This window comes from Pseudomonas cavernicola (assembly GCF_003596405.1).
In the GTDB taxonomy this organism is placed as follows: Bacteria; Pseudomonadota; Gammaproteobacteria; order Pseudomonadales; family Pseudomonadaceae; genus Aquipseudomonas; species Aquipseudomonas cavernicola.
The window spans coordinates 1915949-1930235 of record NZ_QYUR01000002.1 but is presented as its reverse complement, the minus strand read 5'-3'; the positions used below and the strand labels follow the sequence as shown (position 1 = coordinate 1930235).

At 61.7% G+C, this 14287-nt stretch carries 12 protein-coding genes; 6 read left to right on the top strand and 6 right to left on the bottom strand.

What is annotated here, in order from left to right; genetic code table 11:
* Positions 1-22: 22 nt before the first annotated feature.
* Positions 23-877, bottom strand: coding sequence for a LysR substrate-binding domain-containing protein (locus D3879_RS09280; protein ID WP_119954932.1), 855 nt, complete (start codon positions 875-877; stop codon positions 23-25).
* A 139-nt stretch (positions 878-1016) separates the two neighbouring features.
* Here D3879_RS09280 and D3879_RS09275 point away from each other — a divergent pair, with 139 nt between their 5' ends.
* The 3 genes from D3879_RS09275 to D3879_RS09265 all read left to right on the top strand — a co-directional run bounded on the left by D3879_RS09275 (position 1017) and on the right by D3879_RS09265 (position 3072).
* The gene (locus tag D3879_RS09275) at positions 1017-1250 is read left to right on the top strand and encodes a DUF1127 domain-containing protein (protein WP_119954933.1); all 234 of its coding nucleotides are present in this window, start codon (positions 1017-1019) and stop codon (positions 1248-1250) included.
* A gap of 63 nt (positions 1251-1313) precedes the next feature.
* A complete protein-coding gene (locus tag D3879_RS09270) occupies positions 1314-1826 on the top strand; it encodes a DUF3291 domain-containing protein (RefSeq protein WP_119953892.1) in 513 nt (170 codons plus the stop codon).
* Between the two features lie 25 nt (positions 1827-1851).
* Positions 1852-3072, top strand: a complete 1221-nt coding sequence (locus D3879_RS09265; RefSeq protein WP_119953890.1) for a winged helix-turn-helix domain-containing protein — start codon at positions 1852-1854, stop codon at positions 3070-3072.
* A 155-nt stretch (positions 3073-3227) separates the two neighbouring features.
* On the opposite strand, the gene D3879_RS09260 is transcribed toward D3879_RS09265, so the two are convergent.
* From D3879_RS09260 to D3879_RS09250, 3 genes are all read right to left on the bottom strand, one after another.
* Positions 3228-4574, bottom strand: a complete 1347-nt coding sequence (locus D3879_RS09260) for a class II 3-deoxy-7-phosphoheptulonate synthase (RefSeq protein ID WP_119953888.1) — start codon at positions 4572-4574, stop codon at positions 3228-3230.
* Positions 4575-4919: 345 nt separating this feature from the next.
* Positions 4920-5651, bottom strand: coding sequence for a sulfite exporter TauE/SafE family protein (locus tag D3879_RS09255; RefSeq protein WP_119954931.1), 732 nt, complete (start codon positions 5649-5651; stop codon positions 4920-4922).
* Positions 5652-5732: 81 nt separating this feature from the next.
* Positions 5733-7076 (bottom strand): flavin-containing monooxygenase, encoded by a 1344-nt coding sequence (locus tag D3879_RS09250; RefSeq protein WP_119953886.1) that lies wholly within the window; start codon positions 7074-7076, stop codon positions 5733-5735.
* A 160-nt stretch (positions 7077-7236) separates the two neighbouring features.
* Here D3879_RS09250 and D3879_RS09245 point away from each other — a divergent pair, with 160 nt between their 5' ends.
* A complete protein-coding gene (locus D3879_RS09245) occupies positions 7237-8010 on the top strand; it encodes a spermidine synthase (protein ID WP_119953884.1) in 774 nt (257 codons plus the stop codon).
* A 150-nt stretch (positions 8011-8160) separates the two neighbouring features.
* Positions 8161-10323 carry a methyl-accepting chemotaxis protein gene (locus D3879_RS09240; protein WP_119953882.1) on the top strand — a complete coding sequence of 721 codons (2163 nt, stop codon included), beginning with the start codon at positions 8161-8163 and terminating at the stop codon, positions 10321-10323.
* Here the strand turns inward: D3879_RS09240 and D3879_RS09235 are convergent.
* Positions 10310-11101, bottom strand: a complete 792-nt coding sequence (locus D3879_RS09235) for a crotonase/enoyl-CoA hydratase family protein (protein WP_119953880.1) — start codon at positions 11099-11101, stop codon at positions 10310-10312. The genes D3879_RS09240 and D3879_RS09235 overlap by 14 nt on opposite strands.
* Positions 11102-11490: 389 nt before the next feature.
* Here D3879_RS09235 and D3879_RS09230 point away from each other — a divergent pair, with 389 nt between their 5' ends.
* Positions 11491-13164, top strand: a complete 1674-nt coding sequence (locus tag D3879_RS09230) for a DEAD/DEAH box helicase (protein ID WP_119953877.1) — start codon at positions 11491-11493, stop codon at positions 13162-13164.
* 63 nt (positions 13165-13227) lie between these two features.
* Here the strand turns inward: D3879_RS09230 and D3879_RS09225 are convergent, their stop codons facing one another.
* Entirely contained in the window at positions 13228-14217 is a 990-nt protein-coding gene (locus tag D3879_RS09225; RefSeq protein ID WP_119953875.1) for a 5'/3'-nucleotidase SurE, read from the bottom strand.
* Between the last annotated feature and the right edge of the window lie 70 nt (positions 14218-14287).

Below are 14287 nucleotides of genomic sequence, written 5' to 3'. Positions count from 1 at the left end.
TCTGGCTGAACAGCGTTTGGCTTTAGAGACGAAAACCCTCGGCAATATGCTCGGCCAGGCATTCGGTCACCGGTGATTGGGTGCGAGTGTTGCGCAGCAGAACGATGCTGGACATAGGCAGCTCTGGCAGGTTTTCGGCTTTGCCGAGGATGCGCAGGTCAGGAGTGATCAGGCTTTGCAACTGCGCGGTCACGGCCAGGCCGGCGCTAACCACCGCCATGATCGCCGACAGGCTGGGGCTGGTGTAGGCAACGCGATAGTCACGCTCCATGGCATCCAGCGCGTTGCAGGCCCAGGTGCGGCAGAAGCAATCGCTGTTGAACATGGCCAGCGGCAACGGCGTTTGTTCATGGGGGCTGAAACCCTGTGCCTCGGCCCAGACGAAGCGCTCTTGGCGCAGCAGTTGGCCGATCTCATCGCCCGGCATGCGCGTGACAATCGACAGGTCGAGATCCTGGCGTTGCAAGAGCTGCGAGGAAGACTCGCAGTGCACTTCCACCTGCACCATCGGATAGGCCTGGGCGAAGCGCGAGAGAATCCCCGGTAGAAAGCGCATCACATAGTCATCTGGCGTGCCGATGCGCACCGAGCCGACCATGTGCGGCTCGCGCAAGGTGTTGATGACCTCGCCATGCAGCTTGAGGATGCGTCGGGCATAGCCGAGCAGCACTTGGCCTTCGGCGGTCAGGCGAACCTGACGTCCATCGCGCTCGAACAGTGAGCGCTGCACCACGTCTTCTTCCAGCCGTTTCATCTGCATGCTGACTGCCGATTGCGTGCGGTTGACCGCTTCGGCCGCGCGGGTAAAGCCGCCCAAGTCGGCAATCGCGACGAAAGTGCGCAATAGCTCGCTGTCGATGCCTGGATAGCTGCTCATCTCATCAATCTCCAAGATGGGTTGCATAAGAAACATTCGTTGGATTGATCTTAGTCCTGGCCGGACACTTACGCCATCCCCCAAGCGCAGCAGGCAGTCGCGCAACCCTTGGGGGCAGAGCTGAACGGAGGGATTGATGATGAAAGGTCAAAAAGGTTATGCCATCGCCACTGCACTGCCCAAGTTTCATTTTAGTCTCGGGCGGCTGTTGAGCCGGGTTTGGATGCAAGTGCAGCGTTGGCATCAGTTAGCCGCACAGCGTCGTCAGTTGGCGAGTTTGAGTGACGCAGCGCTTAAGGATCTTGGCTTCAGTCGGGCGGATGTCATGGGGGAAAGCGAGCGGCCGTTCTGGGATGATCCGCTCAAGCACTGAATGCGCTAAAACAATCAAGTGACCAGCGGTTAACGCAAGATGCTGGTAATCAAGGAAGGATAAATGAGTCAGAAATACCAACTCGCTCAGGTCAACATTGCTCGGGCCAAAGCCCCTCTCGACGATCCGCTGATGAGGGGCTTTGTTGAGCAACTGGAGCCGATTAATCGCTTGGCAGAAAACAGCCCGGGGTTTGTCTGGCGCTTGCAGACCGAAGAGGGCGATGCGACCGCGATCAAGCTGTTCGACGATGAGCGGATTATCGTCAATATGTCGGTGTGGGAGTCGTTCGAAGCGCTCAAGGATTATGTGTATAGCGGCGAGCATTTGGCGCTTTTAAGAAATAAGAAGAGCTGGATGGAGAAGCTCGACTCTCCCTCCTTGGTGTTGTGGTGGGTGCCGCAAGGGCACATCCCGTCCCCCGAGTCGGCTAAGCTGGCGCTCGCGGCGCTGCAGGAAATTGGCCCATCGCCGGCAGCATTTACCTTCGCTAAGCCTTATCCTGCACCGCATCTATCTGACTCGCCGGCTGCGTCCGAGCAGAGCTTTCAATCTACCGCCTTCGAGGTCGGTTGAGCGCTCAGCTGGCAGGAGTGACTCGATGTCCGCCACGCTCTCTCTGTCCTTGAGTGAAGCCCGTCGTCTGGCCCTGAGTGCCCAGGGCTTTGTTGGGCGGGCAACGTCTGCAGCGGTCAAACCACAGCGGCTCAATCAGATGATCGAGCGCCTGGGTGTGCTGCAGATCGACTCGGTCAACGCTTTGGTGCGTTCGCATTACCTGCCGCTGTTTTCCCGACTGGGCAACTACTCCGCGGAGCTGCTGGAGCAAGCGGCCTGGGGTAGTGGGCGGCGGCGCACCTTGTTCGAGTATTGGGGGCATGAAGCCTCGTTGTTGCCGCAGTCGGTCTATCCGTTGCTGCGTTGGCGCATGCGCCGTGCGGCTCAGGGGGAGGGTATCTACGGTCAGTTGGCACGCTTTGGTCGCGAGCAGCAAAGCGTGATCCGGCGGGTGTTGCAGACTGTGCGCGAGCAGGGCGCGGTGGGGGCTGGTGCACTGGCCACGCGCGAGGAGCGAGCCGGGCCGTGGTGGGATTGGAGCGCCGAAAAGCATGCGCTGGAATGGTTGTTCGCCGCCGGTGAGGTGACGGTGGCCGGGCGCCGTGGATTCGAGCGTCTCTATGACCTGCCGGAGCGCGTACTGCCGAGTGCCTTGCTGGAACATCCCGAGCTGGATGAGGCTGAGGCGCAACGCCAATTGTTGCTGCGCTCGGCCACGGCGCTGGGGGTCGCCACGGAAAAGGATCTGCGTGATTACTACCGCCTGGAGGCTGCCGACAGCCAGGCGCGGCTGGCTGAGTTGGTCGAGTCGGGTGAGTTGCTGCCGGCACAGGTGCAAGGTTGGCGTCAGCCGGCTTACTGCCTGGGCGAGCTAAAAATCCCGCGTAAGGTCAGCGCCAATGCGCTGTTGTCGCCGTTCGATTCGCTGATCTGGGAGCGGGCGCGCACCGAACGACTGTTCGATTTTCGTTATCGTCTGGAGATCTACACCCCGCAGCACAAACGGGTTTATGGCTACTACGTGCTGCCGTTTCTGCACAACGAACGCTTGGCCGCGCGGGTCGACCTGCGTGCCGAACGGGCCCATGGCCGCTTGGCGGTGCATGCCGTGCATGAGGAAGAACGGGGTTTGGACGATGAGGGTATGGCGGCGTTGTCGCTGAACCTGCTCAGCATGGCGCACTGGCTGGGCCTGGATGAGGTGGCGATCACCTGCAAGCGGCCGGGGACGTTGCGTTTGAAGGCGGCCCTGGCCGGGTTGTAGCCGTATGTCAGTCGGGGAATTGCACGATTTACTGGGCCCCAGCCTTCGCGAGGGCGACGGCGGAGGCGGAGTGCTGCTCTTTGTTGTGAGCCCCGCCGTTCCCGGCTGTGAATACCGTTATCCCCGAGAAGTCGGGGACCCAATCGACAACCAGATCAGCGGCGTACCTGCTTCAGCGTCTCGGCAATCAGGAAGGCTAGCTCCAGCGACTGGTCGGCATTCATCCGTGGGTCGCAATGGGTGTGGTAGCGATCCGACAGACCGTCCTCGGTAATCGGGCGGGCGCCGCCGATGCACTCGGTGACGTTCTGCCCGGTCATCTCGATATGGATGCCGCCGGCGTAGCTGCCCTCGGCCTGATGCACGGCGAAGAACTGCTTAACCTCGGCGAGGATCTGCGCGAAGTCGCGGGTTTTGTAGCCGCTGGAGGCCTTGATGGTGTTGCCGTGCATCGGGTCTGAACTCCACAGCACCTGGCGACCTTCACGCTGCACGGTCTGGATCAGGCGTGGCAGACCGGCTTCGACCTTGTCCGCACCCATGCGCACGATCAGGTTGAGGCGGCCGGGATCGTTATCCGGGTTGAGGATGTCGATCAGGCGAATCAGCTCCTCGCTGTCCATGCTCGGACCGACTTTCACCCCGATCGGGTTGCCGACGCCGCGTAGGAATTCCACGTGTGCGCCGTCTAGCTGGCGGGTGCGATCACCGATCCAGAGCATATGCGCAGAGCAGCCGTAGTAGCCGCCGGTCAGGCTGTCTTTGCGGACGAAGGCTTCTTCGTAGTTCAGCAGCAATGCTTCGTGCGCGGTGAAGAAGCTGGTTTCGCGCAGTTGCGGCGAGGTGTCCATGCCACAGGCGCGCATAAAGGCCAGGGTTTCGTCGATGCGGTCGGCCAGATGGCTGTACTTCTCGGCCAGCGCCGAGTTGGCGATGAAGTCGAGGTTCCACTGATGCACCTGATGCAGGTCGGCAAAGCCGCCCTGGGCGAAGGCGCGCAGCAGATTCAGGGTGGCGGTGGCCTGGTGATAGGCCTGTAGCAGACGATCTGGGTCCGGCACGCGGCTCTTCTCGTCGAAGCCGATGCCGTTGACGATGTCGCCGCGATAAGCCGGCAGGGTCACGCCGCCGATGGTTTCATCGTTGGCAGAGCGCGGTTTGGCGAATTGGCCGGCCATGCGCCCGACTTTCACCACTGGGCAGCCGGCGGCGAAGGTCATAACGATCGCCATCTGCAGCAGCACCTTGAAGGTGTCGCGGATTTTCGCTGCGGAGAACTCGGCAAAGCTCTCGGCGCAGTCGCCACCTTGCAGCAGGAAGGCGCGGCCCTGGGTGACCTCGGCAAACTGGCGACGCAGTTCGCGGGCTTCGCCGGCAAATACCAGCGGCGGATAACCGGCCAGGGTCTGCTCGACCTGTGCCAGGTGCACGGCGTCGGGGTATTGGGGTTGCTGCTGGATCGGTTTGGCTCTCCAGCTTTCGGGGCTCCAGGCTTGGCTCATCACGGACTCGATACGGCTGCTTTCTAGGAACTTGCATGGTAACAGTTAGCCTCGGCGCTGCCAGCCGATGGCGGCCATAGCAGGCCGTGTGAAAACTACTGCGCTCGGTTATACAGCGTTAAAAACAGGCTCAGAATGCTCATTTACACTACGTAAACTCGGCTCGGGCATCCTGCTTCGCTCTACCTCCTGCATCCCTGCAGTCGTGCGCTTTCTCGCCAGTTTTGACTCGCTGGCGCTCGCCCTTCGGGCCAGCCTGCGGCTGTTACTCCGCTTCGCTGCGTTGCGCCTTGTCTAACCTTCGCTCGTGACGTTTTCACACAGCCTGCAGGCTGGCTATATTGCTCAGCTCCGCCAGGCGAGCAGGACGCCGGTGATGCACAGCAGCAGGTAAATACCGAGGCGAAAGTGCTGTTCGGCAACCCGATGATGCAGGTGCTCGCCGAGCAGTACGCCGATGGCCAGCAGCGGCAGATAGCTGGCGACGCGCGGTAAGGCTGGCTGAAGGCTGCCATTGGCGAGAAAGGCCAGGGTCAGCAGGCCATTGAGGCTGAACCAGACGCAGACCAGGGTGGCGCGAAAGCGGGCCTTGTCCAGCGCTGTGGCCGCCAGCGCGTAGACCAGCAGCGGCCCGCCAGAGGCGAACAGACCATGACTGATTCCGGCTGCACCGATTTGCAGGCGGGTCACCCACAGTGGTGTACGGCCCGTTGGCTGGCTTTTGCCCAAGCGCAGCAGTTCGCGCAGCGCGAACCACACAATCAAAACGCCGAAGCCTTGTTTGAGTGAGCCGTCGCTGAGCCAGGGGCCGAGGCCGAAGCCGATCAGCGTGCCGACCGACATGCCCGGCAAAATCAGGCTAAGCAGCAGGCGCCAGTCGATCAGTTGGCGATGCCTATAGGTCAGGTAGCCGCTCATGCAGATGTTCAGTGCGACCAGAATCGGCAGCAGTTCCTTGATCGGCAGCACCAGTGCGCCAAGCGACAGGGCGATCACCACGCTGCCGAAGCCGGTCATGGCCTCCAGGGTGTAGGCGAGAAAGATACAGGTCCCGAGCCAGAGCCACGGGTCAATCATGCTCTGCAGTACTTTCTGCGCGCGTGCCTGGCGCAAGCCACCAACCGCGGCCGTTCGCGGCCAGGCTAAGACACGTGAGCGTCATGGCTGAACCTGGGCGGGTTGTGGGGATTGGCTTGAAGCATGCGCCGGCAGGGCTTGTTGCAGCTCTTGGGTGTGCTGCTGGATGCTCCTGCGGTAGGTGTCTTTGTGCACGTAGTAAGCCATGCGCTCCAGTTCGAGATACTGGTAGCCACCGTCCAGACGGAGGCTCGCGCGCTCGCGTTTGATCGCCTGGAATTTCTTCGCTGCTTCGCTGCCGGCCTGCAGTTGGCGGATGAACAGCGCGACCAATTCAGCCTGCTCGGCGCGGCCTTGCCAGCCAAGGCCGGAGGCTTCGACCATGCCCATCATGAACAGGTCATCATATTCAGGGTGAAATACGTTGAGGTAGAGCTGCGGTGCACCGACTCGCTCGGGCCAGTTGAGGTGGCTGCGGTCGATGAACGGGTAGTCCAGTTTGTAGCCGGTGCCCTGCAGAATCAGGTCGTAGTCGGCTTGTTCGCCATCGCTGAAGGTCACTCGCCGCCCTTCGACCTTGGCGATGTCTCGGCGCGCCTTGATATCGCCGTGGCCGAGGTGATGCAACACCAGCGAATTCACCACCGGGTGCGACTCGTAGAGTTTGTAGTCCGGATCGGGCAGGCCGTAGTCAGACGGTTTACCGATCAGCGCGCGGATCAGCCAACCGTCGATGCGCTGCTTGAGCTTGCGCGGCAGTTTGATCATGCCGCCAAAGGTGTCGATCGGCCGCCCGAGCAAGAATTTTGGCAGGAAGTAATAGCCACGGCGTACCGAGAGGTCGACCGAGGCGGCGCGGTGTACGGCGTCCACGGTGATATCGCAGGCGGAGTTGCCGCAACCGATCACCAGCACGCGTTTGCCATCGAAGATCGCCGGCGAGGAGTAATCGCTGGAGTGCAGCAGTTCGCCGGTGAACTCACCCGGTAGTGCTGGCCGATTCGGCTTGTGCAGCGTGCCGTTGGCGAGCAATACCCCCTCGAACAGCCATTCGCGGGTGGCGCCGTTTTGCTCGCTGACCAGTCGCCAGCCCTTGTCGAGACGCTCCAGGCGCTGCACCCGGGTGCCGAACTGGTAATGCTCATACAGGCCGAAGTGCTGGGCGTAGTCGCGGAAGTAACGGCGCATCTCGCTGTGGTGCGGGTAGGGCGCTACCTCGTCGCGCATCGGGAACTCGCTGAACTCGGTAGTGCCTTTGGAGGAGATCAGGTGCGCCGATTCGTACATGGTGCTGTGCGGGTTATCGATATCCCACAGGCCGCCCACTTCGTTGTGCAGTTCGAAGCCAACGAAGGGGATGCCGTGTTTTTGCAGTTGTCGCGCGGTGCACAGGCCCATGGGGCCAGCGCCGATAATGGCGTACATACGGGAACCTCGAGATTGTTTTTGTTCTGCCGTTGCACCAGCGTTGCGCCGGTTTTTCCGTTGGTGAATTATCGCGTGACCGAGGCCGGGCTCTTCAATGACAATCGGCGCCTTTCCCGGATTCATGCTGGTCGGGGATGTCATGGTTGGAGGGTGTGTGATGCCTGGGCTGCCGCCGCGGGATGAATTGACCGAGGAGCTTTTGCTGGCCGAGGTGCACGACGAGTTTGGTGTGATTCGGGTGATGGAAGTCGGCGAATACCGCTTCCTAGAGTTCGGTGATGCGATAGAGCAGAGTTGCGTATTCACCGCCGATCCAACCTGGCTGGAGTACGACTACACCCGCGCCATGCTGATCGGAGCACTGTGCCACGAGGCGCCGGAAAGCGCGCTGTTCCTCGGTCTGGGCGCGGGTACGCTGACTCAGGCCTGTCTCAAGTTCTTGCCGCTGGAAGATGTCGAAGCCATCGAACTGCGCCCGGACGTGCCGCGCCTGGCGATGGAATTCCTCGGTCTGGACGACGACCCGCGTCTCTATGTGCGCATTGGTGATGCGCTGGAGTTGCTGGAGAGCGCCGAGCCTGCCGATTTGATCTTCGTCGACCTGTATACCGATCACGGCCCGGGTGTTGGCCATCTGGCTTGGCGCTTTCTGGACAGTTGCCAGAAGCGCCTGAATCCGGGGGGGTGGTTGGTGATCAATCAATGGGCCGGAGATGACGGCAAGCCCCTTGGTGCCGCACTGCTGCGCGGTCTCTTCCATCGGCATTATTGGGAGTGCCCGGTGAAGGAGGGCAATGTGATCCTGCTGGTGCCAGAGGATTTGGATCAGCAGCTTGATTTTGACGAATTGGAGCGCCGGGCCGAGGCATTGAAGCCGCGCCTGGGGTATTCCTTGCAACCCTTGATCGAGGTACTGCGCCCGGCCAGCTGAGCCTGTCCGCCCTGTTTTGGTGCTGGCAAGATGCCGCGCACCAAGCTGAAACCATCGATCTAGAGAGTTTGGCGCATTCAGTGGGCTGCGCGGTTGGTCTATTAATTGCTGTGCTAACGATATCCTAGAAGTCTGTTGTAAGGAGTCGGCATGGCCATTCTGCAAAGCACTCGGATGCATTTGACTGCCAGCGAGCGGGGCTGGCTGTCCTGGCTGGGGAAGACTGGCAAGCTGGCCATGGGCTGGTCGTGTCGGTTGAACCGCAACATTTATCCCCTGGTCGAGCAAACCTTCGAAGGCATTGCCCAGACCCGTGTGCGGATTCTGCAGAACTGGACGACGGCGCATTGGGAGCACCTGGCGGAGTTGGCTGACAGCCTGGGCAAGGATTTCGCCCAGGTCGATCCGCAGGTGCTGCGCAGCAAGCGTGAGCAGGCGGCGGATTTTTCCGAGCTGTTCGTCATCGACCGCGCCGGTCAGGTGCTGGCGTCGACTTGGCCGGCGCATTGCAAACAGCGCGATCCACACCCTCAGGCCGTGGCGCGTGGGCTGACGCAGCCGTTCCTGCACGGGCCTTACAGCGATCCGTTGACCTTGAGCATCGGCCCGTCCACGTCGCGCTTTCATGATGCGGTGACCTTGATGTTCTACCAGCCGATCGTAGTCGCCGGGCAAAGCCTGGGCTGCGTTTGCGGGCGGGTGCCGAACGATGTGTTGGGCGATCTGATCCAGCGCGAGGCCGGGCATGTCTACCCGGAGTCCGGCGACAACTATCTGTTTATGGTCGACTCGCGCTTCGATGCGAGCATCCAGGCCGGCACCGCATTGTCGCGTTCGCGCTTCGAGGACAACACCTTCAGCCACGGCGAGAACCTGAAAAGCGGCGTGCACACCGATTGGGGTGTGGTGCGCGTACAGAAACACACCGAGCTGGAGTTGCGCTTCGTCGATCCGGCCACCGGCCAGTTGCACCCTGGCGTGCGTGAAACCATCCATAAAGGCTCGAACCTGTTCGTCACCTACCCGGGGTATTCGGACTACCGGCATATCCCGGTGATCGGCAAGGGCGTGACCTTCCAACTGCCAGGCTCAGCGGATCGCTGGGGGATGATGTGCGAGGCCGACCTGGAAGAGGTGTACCGACGTCGTTCGCTGAGCGTCGGACTGATGAAGACCTACCTGCTGACGGGGATCTCGTTGTTCGCCGTGAGCACCCTGTTGCAGCATTTCAGCGGCCTGCCGCAGCAGCTGTTGTACTTGCTCAATGGCGGTTTGTTGGTGCTCGGCGCCTGGCTGTTCTCGACCTTCGGCCCCAGCCGGCTGGCGGCGCGTATGGTTGAGATGACCGAGGTTATCCGCACCATCGCTGAAGGCGAGGGCAACTTGCGTCAGCGTCTCGACAGCAGTCGGCTGGGCAACGATGAAACCGGTGATATGGGGCGCTGGATCAACAGTTTTATCGACAACCTGGACGGTATCGTCGGCCAGGTGATCAGCGTGTCGCACTGCGTCAAACAGACCAACGAAACCATGCTTAGCCGCAGCAGCCTGGCCGGGCAAAGCTCCGACGAAGTCGCCGGCGCGATCCACCGTATGTTGCTGCTGGTCGAGGAGCAGCTCGGTGAAATCCAGCAAGCGTCGATGACCGCCGAGCAGATGAAACAAGCCATGGATGACGTCGTCATTCGCGCCCGTGAACAGTTCGAGGCAGTGCGCGCCGGCACTCAGTCGATCCGCGATGTGGTCGAACGTTCGGCGCAGAGCGTGCAATCGCTGGACAGCCGGATGACCGAGATCGGCAATATCGTGGGCCTGATCACCGACATCACCAACCAAACCAACCTCTTGGCGCTGAATGCGGCGATCGAGGCGGCGCGTGCCGGCGACCACGGCCGCGGCTTTGCCGTGGTGGCAGGGGAGGTGCGTACCCTGGCGTCACGCACGGCCAGTGCCGCCGAGGAGATCCGCCGCATGGTCGAGGGCTTGCAGGCGCAAACCCAGCAGGCGGTGGCCTTTATGGAAGGCGGGGTGGAGAACGTCGATGCCAGCCTGCGGCTGACCGAGGAGGCCTCATCGGAGAATCTCCACCTGCATCAGACCGTAGAGCGCATGTTCGAGATCATCAAACAGTTGCACCAGCGCAGCCTGCATTACGGGCAAACCATCCAGGGCGTCGATCAGGCATCCAGGGAAATGGGGCAGAGCGTCGGGGTGCTGCACAGCAGTGCCGAACGTGTGCGGTACACCGCTAACAAGTTGCAACAGTTGGTCGGCCAGTTCCGCGTCAGCGCGACGCTGCTCAATGTCCCTTGAAGTGGCCAGGGCGGCGCTCTTGCATGGCGCGCAGACCTTCCTGGGCGTCTTCAGTGGCCATCAGTTTGGCGGCATTCGCGGCCAAGCCGTGTGCGGCAGCTTTTTCACCTTCACGCACGGCCTGACGGGCCGAGGCCAGAGTCGCCTGCACGCCCAGCGGCGCTTGTGCGGCAATGCGTTCGGCGAGATGCAGAGCGCGGGGTATCAGGTCTTCACTGGCGAGCACTTCTTGCACCAAGCCGAGGCGGTAGGCTTCGTGGGCATCGAACTCGTCGCCGGTGAGCAGCCAGCGCATCGCGTTGCCCCAGCCCGCCACTTGGTGCATGCGCAAGGTGGCGCCGCCGAAGGGGAGTATCCCGCGCTGCACTTCCATCTGCGCGAAGCGGGTATTGCTGGCGCACAGGTTGATGTCCGAGGCCAGCATCAGTTCGATGCCGATGGTGTAGCAATAGCCCTGTGCGGCGACTATCACCGGTTTGCTCACCCGTGGGCCGCCGAACACGCCCCAGGGGTCAAAGCCGCCTTGCGGGAGTGTCCAGCCGCTGGCGAAGGTTGCTGCGACATTGGCCAGGTCCAGGCCTGCGGTGAAGTGCTCGCCGTGAGCAAATACCAGGGCCACTCGGGCGTCACGGTCACGCTCGAACTCGCCATAGGCCAGGGTCAGGTCATTGAGTAGATTCAGATCGAATGCGTTGCGTTTAGCTGTACGATCTAGGCCGATCAGCATGGTCTGGCCGCGTTTCGCACGGCTGACACGGCCGCTGGAGCTTTGAGGCATGGTGGAAATCCTTGTGCGGGAGGGGCAATTCGAGGTGTATAGCCGCCCCTGTTTGGCTTGTCCAAAGTATTTGCCGATCCGATCAGCGGTCATCGTGTTTGCCGACCGGCTGGCGGAGCCCTGCTTTTTTTGTGGGAAAAACCCGCACAGTGGTCAGGTTTTTCCGGTATAGTGCGCGCCGGCCATTTGACTGGCCACGTTCAGGTAATGCAATTCCCCCGAAGCCAGCTTCGGCTGCGTGTCCGCACAGCGGACTATCCTTGACGATTCATTCATCAATACGTTTTCGCAAATCCCCCGCCACAGGGCTGCCAGGGTGACTTTCGGGTCTTACACGGCATGCGCAGCTTTGGAGCATGGGTCTTTGCGGATGCACTAGAGGCAGACCCATGACCCAGCTATCCGGCGGCTTCGCCGCACTCGGACTTCACCCCAATATTCTTGCTGCTGTTATCGCTACTGGCTACGAAGAGCCTTCGGCGATCCAATTGCAGTCTATCCCTGTAATTCTCGATGGCCACGATATGATTGGTCAGGCGCAGACCGGTACCGGTAAAACCGCGGCCTTCGCCCTGCCAATCCTCAGCCGTATCGATCCGGCCAAGCGCGAGCCGCAAGCCCTGATTCTGGCGCCAACTCGCGAGCTGGCCCTGCAAGTGGCCACCGCATTCGAAACCTACGCCAAGCAAATGCCGGGCGTTAACGTCGTTGCTGTTTACGGCGGCGCGCCGATGGGCCCGCAGCTCAAAGCTATTCGTAATGGTGCACAGATCGTAGTAGCGACCCCGGGTCGTCTGGTCGATCACCTGCGCCGTGACGAGAAAGTATTGTCCACCGTTCAGCACCTGGTGCTCGACGAAGCGGACGAAATGCTCAAGCTGGGCTTCATGGATGACCTCGAAGTGATCTTCAAGGCCATGCCGGAAACCCGCCAGAGCGTACTGTTCTCCGCGACCCTGCCGCATTCGATCCGCGCTATTGCCGAAAAGCACCTGCGCAACCCGAAGCACGTCAAAATCGAAACCAAAACCCAGACCGTTACCGCCATCGAGCAGGCGCACCTGCTGGTGCACGCTGACCAGAAGCATTCTGCGGTGCTGCGCCTGCTGGAGGTGGAAGAGTTCGATGCACTGATCGCTTTCGTCCGTACCAAGCAAGCCACGCTGGACCTGGCCGCCGCGCTGGAAGCCAAAGGCTACAAGGCTGCGGCCTTGAACGGTGACATCGCGCAGAATCAGCGCGAGCGTGTGATCGACTCGCTGAAAGATGGCCGCCTGGACATCGTCGTTGCTACCGACGTCGCGGCCCGTGGCCTTGACGTGCCGCGCATCACTCACGTGATGAACGTGGATATGCCGTACGATCCGGAATCCTATGTGCACCGTATCGGTCGTACCGGGCGTGCCGGTCGTACCGGTCGCGCCTTGCTGCTGGTGACGCCGCGTGAGCGCCGCATGCTGCAGGTGATCGAGCGTGTGACTGGACAAAAAGTCGCCGAAGTGCGCCTGCCAGATGCTGCTGCTGTGCTAACGGCACGCATCAAGAAGCTGACCAGCAGCCTGGCGCCGCTGGTGGCTGATGCTGAAGCGACGCATGGCGATCTGCTGGATCGTCTGACCGCCGATATCGGTTGCAGCCCGCGTGCGCTGGCCGCGGCTTTGCTGCGCAAAGCCACCAACGGCCAAGCGCTGACCCTGGCTGAAGTCGAGCGTGAGCAGCCGCTGGTGCCGAACAGTGCACCGCGTGAACGTAGCGAGCGTAGCGGTGAGCGTTCCGAGCGTGGTGATGTGCGTGAGCGTCGCGCGCCGATGCCGCTGGCCGATGGCCGTGCGCGTTGCCGTACTGCGCTGGGTGCCCGTGATGGTATCGCCGCGAAGAATCTGCTTGGTGCCATCCTCAACGAAGGCGGCCTGGCTCGTGAGGCGATCGGTCGCATTCAGGTGCGTGACAGCTTCAGCCTGGTAGAGCTGCCGGAAGATGGCCTGGAGCGTCTGCTGACCAAGCTCAAGGACACTCGTGTGGCAGGTAAGCAGTTGAAGCTGCGTCGCTATCGCGAAGATTGATCTGCGCTGATTAGCCCCATAAAAAAGCCCCGCACTAGGCGGGGCTTTTTTATATCTGCTGAATCAGGGTTTCAGACCTTCGAGCATCAGCTTGGCCTTCTCCTGCAGCGCCGGTAACGCGGTCATATTGCCGTCGATTACGGTGATCACCGCATTGCCCGACCACAGCTGATAAGCATCGGCCTGCTGCTGGGCTGCTGTCGGGGTCGGTGGCGACACCAGATTGACCCGTACAATGCCATCCGCGCCGCGCTGCGGGACGAAGTTCACGGTGCCCCAGTCGCCGATCGGTGCATAGCTGACGCCAGTCACCTCGCTGGCTTCGCGGGCCGGGTAGTTGATGTTCAGCCCGGTGGTGCCTGGCAAACCGAGTACGTTCAGCTCGCAGAACGGCTTGGCTTTGTCCTTGCTCTGCTCGCACTGACGCTTGGCCTGGGCACCGGTTGCAGAGGCCTTGTCGATCACCTTCACCGCGAAGTTGGCCGTGTCGTCCATGGCGTTCAGGGTCTTCAGGTAGCCAGCCTGGCGGTCACGCATAAACAGCTCCATGTCGATCGCGGTAGACACCGCCACCGCCGGCACCCCCTTGAACATGGCGCGTACGGCAGCGTTCACTGTGCCGGACATCTGGGTCAGTGGGCCGACGTTGTCGCCGAAGTTGGTCCCGGAGACCACCAGATCCGGTGGGTTGTCCTTGAGCAGCAGGCCAAGGCCGACGTTGACCGCATCCACCGGCGTGCCGATTGCCGAGGTCTTGCCGGCCGGAGGGGTGTAGCCTTCCGGCGGGCCGACGCAGAACTTGCCGGGCGCCAGCTCGGTCACCGCCACGGCCTGGCCGGGGTTGACCACGCTGGCGGCACCGATACCACTGCTGTCGTTCAGCGGGCCGACCAGGGTGACCTGGTGACCGGCGCCAACCAGTGCCTGGTAGACGAAGCCGATGCCCGGCGCACGGCAGCCGTCATCGTTGGTTAGCAGGATGTTCAAAGCATTGGCCTGCAGTGACAGGCTCACACCGGCCACGCCCAGGGCGGCGGTTAACAACTTATTCATTATTATCGTCTCCATGCGATCAAAGTAAGGCCATCACCGGCGGGGCGCAGCGGCACCGCCAGTCTGGCAA

Coding starts and splice junctions, on each gene's coding strand:
- D3879_RS09255 (WP_119954931.1), bottom strand. CDS start 5,651: ATGATTGACCCGTGGCTCTGGCTCGGGACCTGTATCTTTCTCGCCTAC.
- D3879_RS09275 (WP_119954933.1), top strand. CDS start 1,017: ATGAAAGGTCAAAAAGGTTATGCCATCGCCACTGCACTGCCCAAGTTT.
- D3879_RS09225 (WP_119953875.1), bottom strand. CDS start 14,217: ATGAATAAGTTGTTAACCGCCGCCCTGGGCGTGGCCGGTGTGAGCCTG.
- D3879_RS09245 (WP_119953884.1), top strand. CDS start 7,237: ATGCCTGGGCTGCCGCCGCGGGATGAATTGACCGAGGAGCTTTTGCTG.
- D3879_RS09250 (WP_119953886.1), bottom strand. CDS start 7,076: ATGTACGCCATTATCGGCGCTGGCCCCATGGGCCTGTGCACCGCGCGA.
- D3879_RS09235 (WP_119953880.1), bottom strand. CDS start 11,101: ATGCCTCAAAGCTCCAGCGGCCGTGTCAGCCGTGCGAAACGCGGCCAG.
- D3879_RS09230 (WP_119953877.1), top strand. CDS start 11,491: ATGACCCAGCTATCCGGCGGCTTCGCCGCACTCGGACTTCACCCCAAT.
- D3879_RS09265 (WP_119953890.1), top strand. CDS start 1,852: ATGTCCGCCACGCTCTCTCTGTCCTTGAGTGAAGCCCGTCGTCTGGCC.
- D3879_RS09240 (WP_119953882.1), top strand. CDS start 8,161: ATGGCCATTCTGCAAAGCACTCGGATGCATTTGACTGCCAGCGAGCGG.
- D3879_RS09280 (WP_119954932.1), bottom strand. CDS start 877: ATGAGCAGCTATCCAGGCATCGACAGCGAGCTATTGCGCACTTTCGTC.
- D3879_RS09270 (WP_119953892.1), top strand. CDS start 1,314: ATGAGTCAGAAATACCAACTCGCTCAGGTCAACATTGCTCGGGCCAAA.
- D3879_RS09260 (WP_119953888.1), bottom strand. CDS start 4,574: ATGAGCCAAGCCTGGAGCCCCGAAAGCTGGAGAGCCAAACCGATCCAG.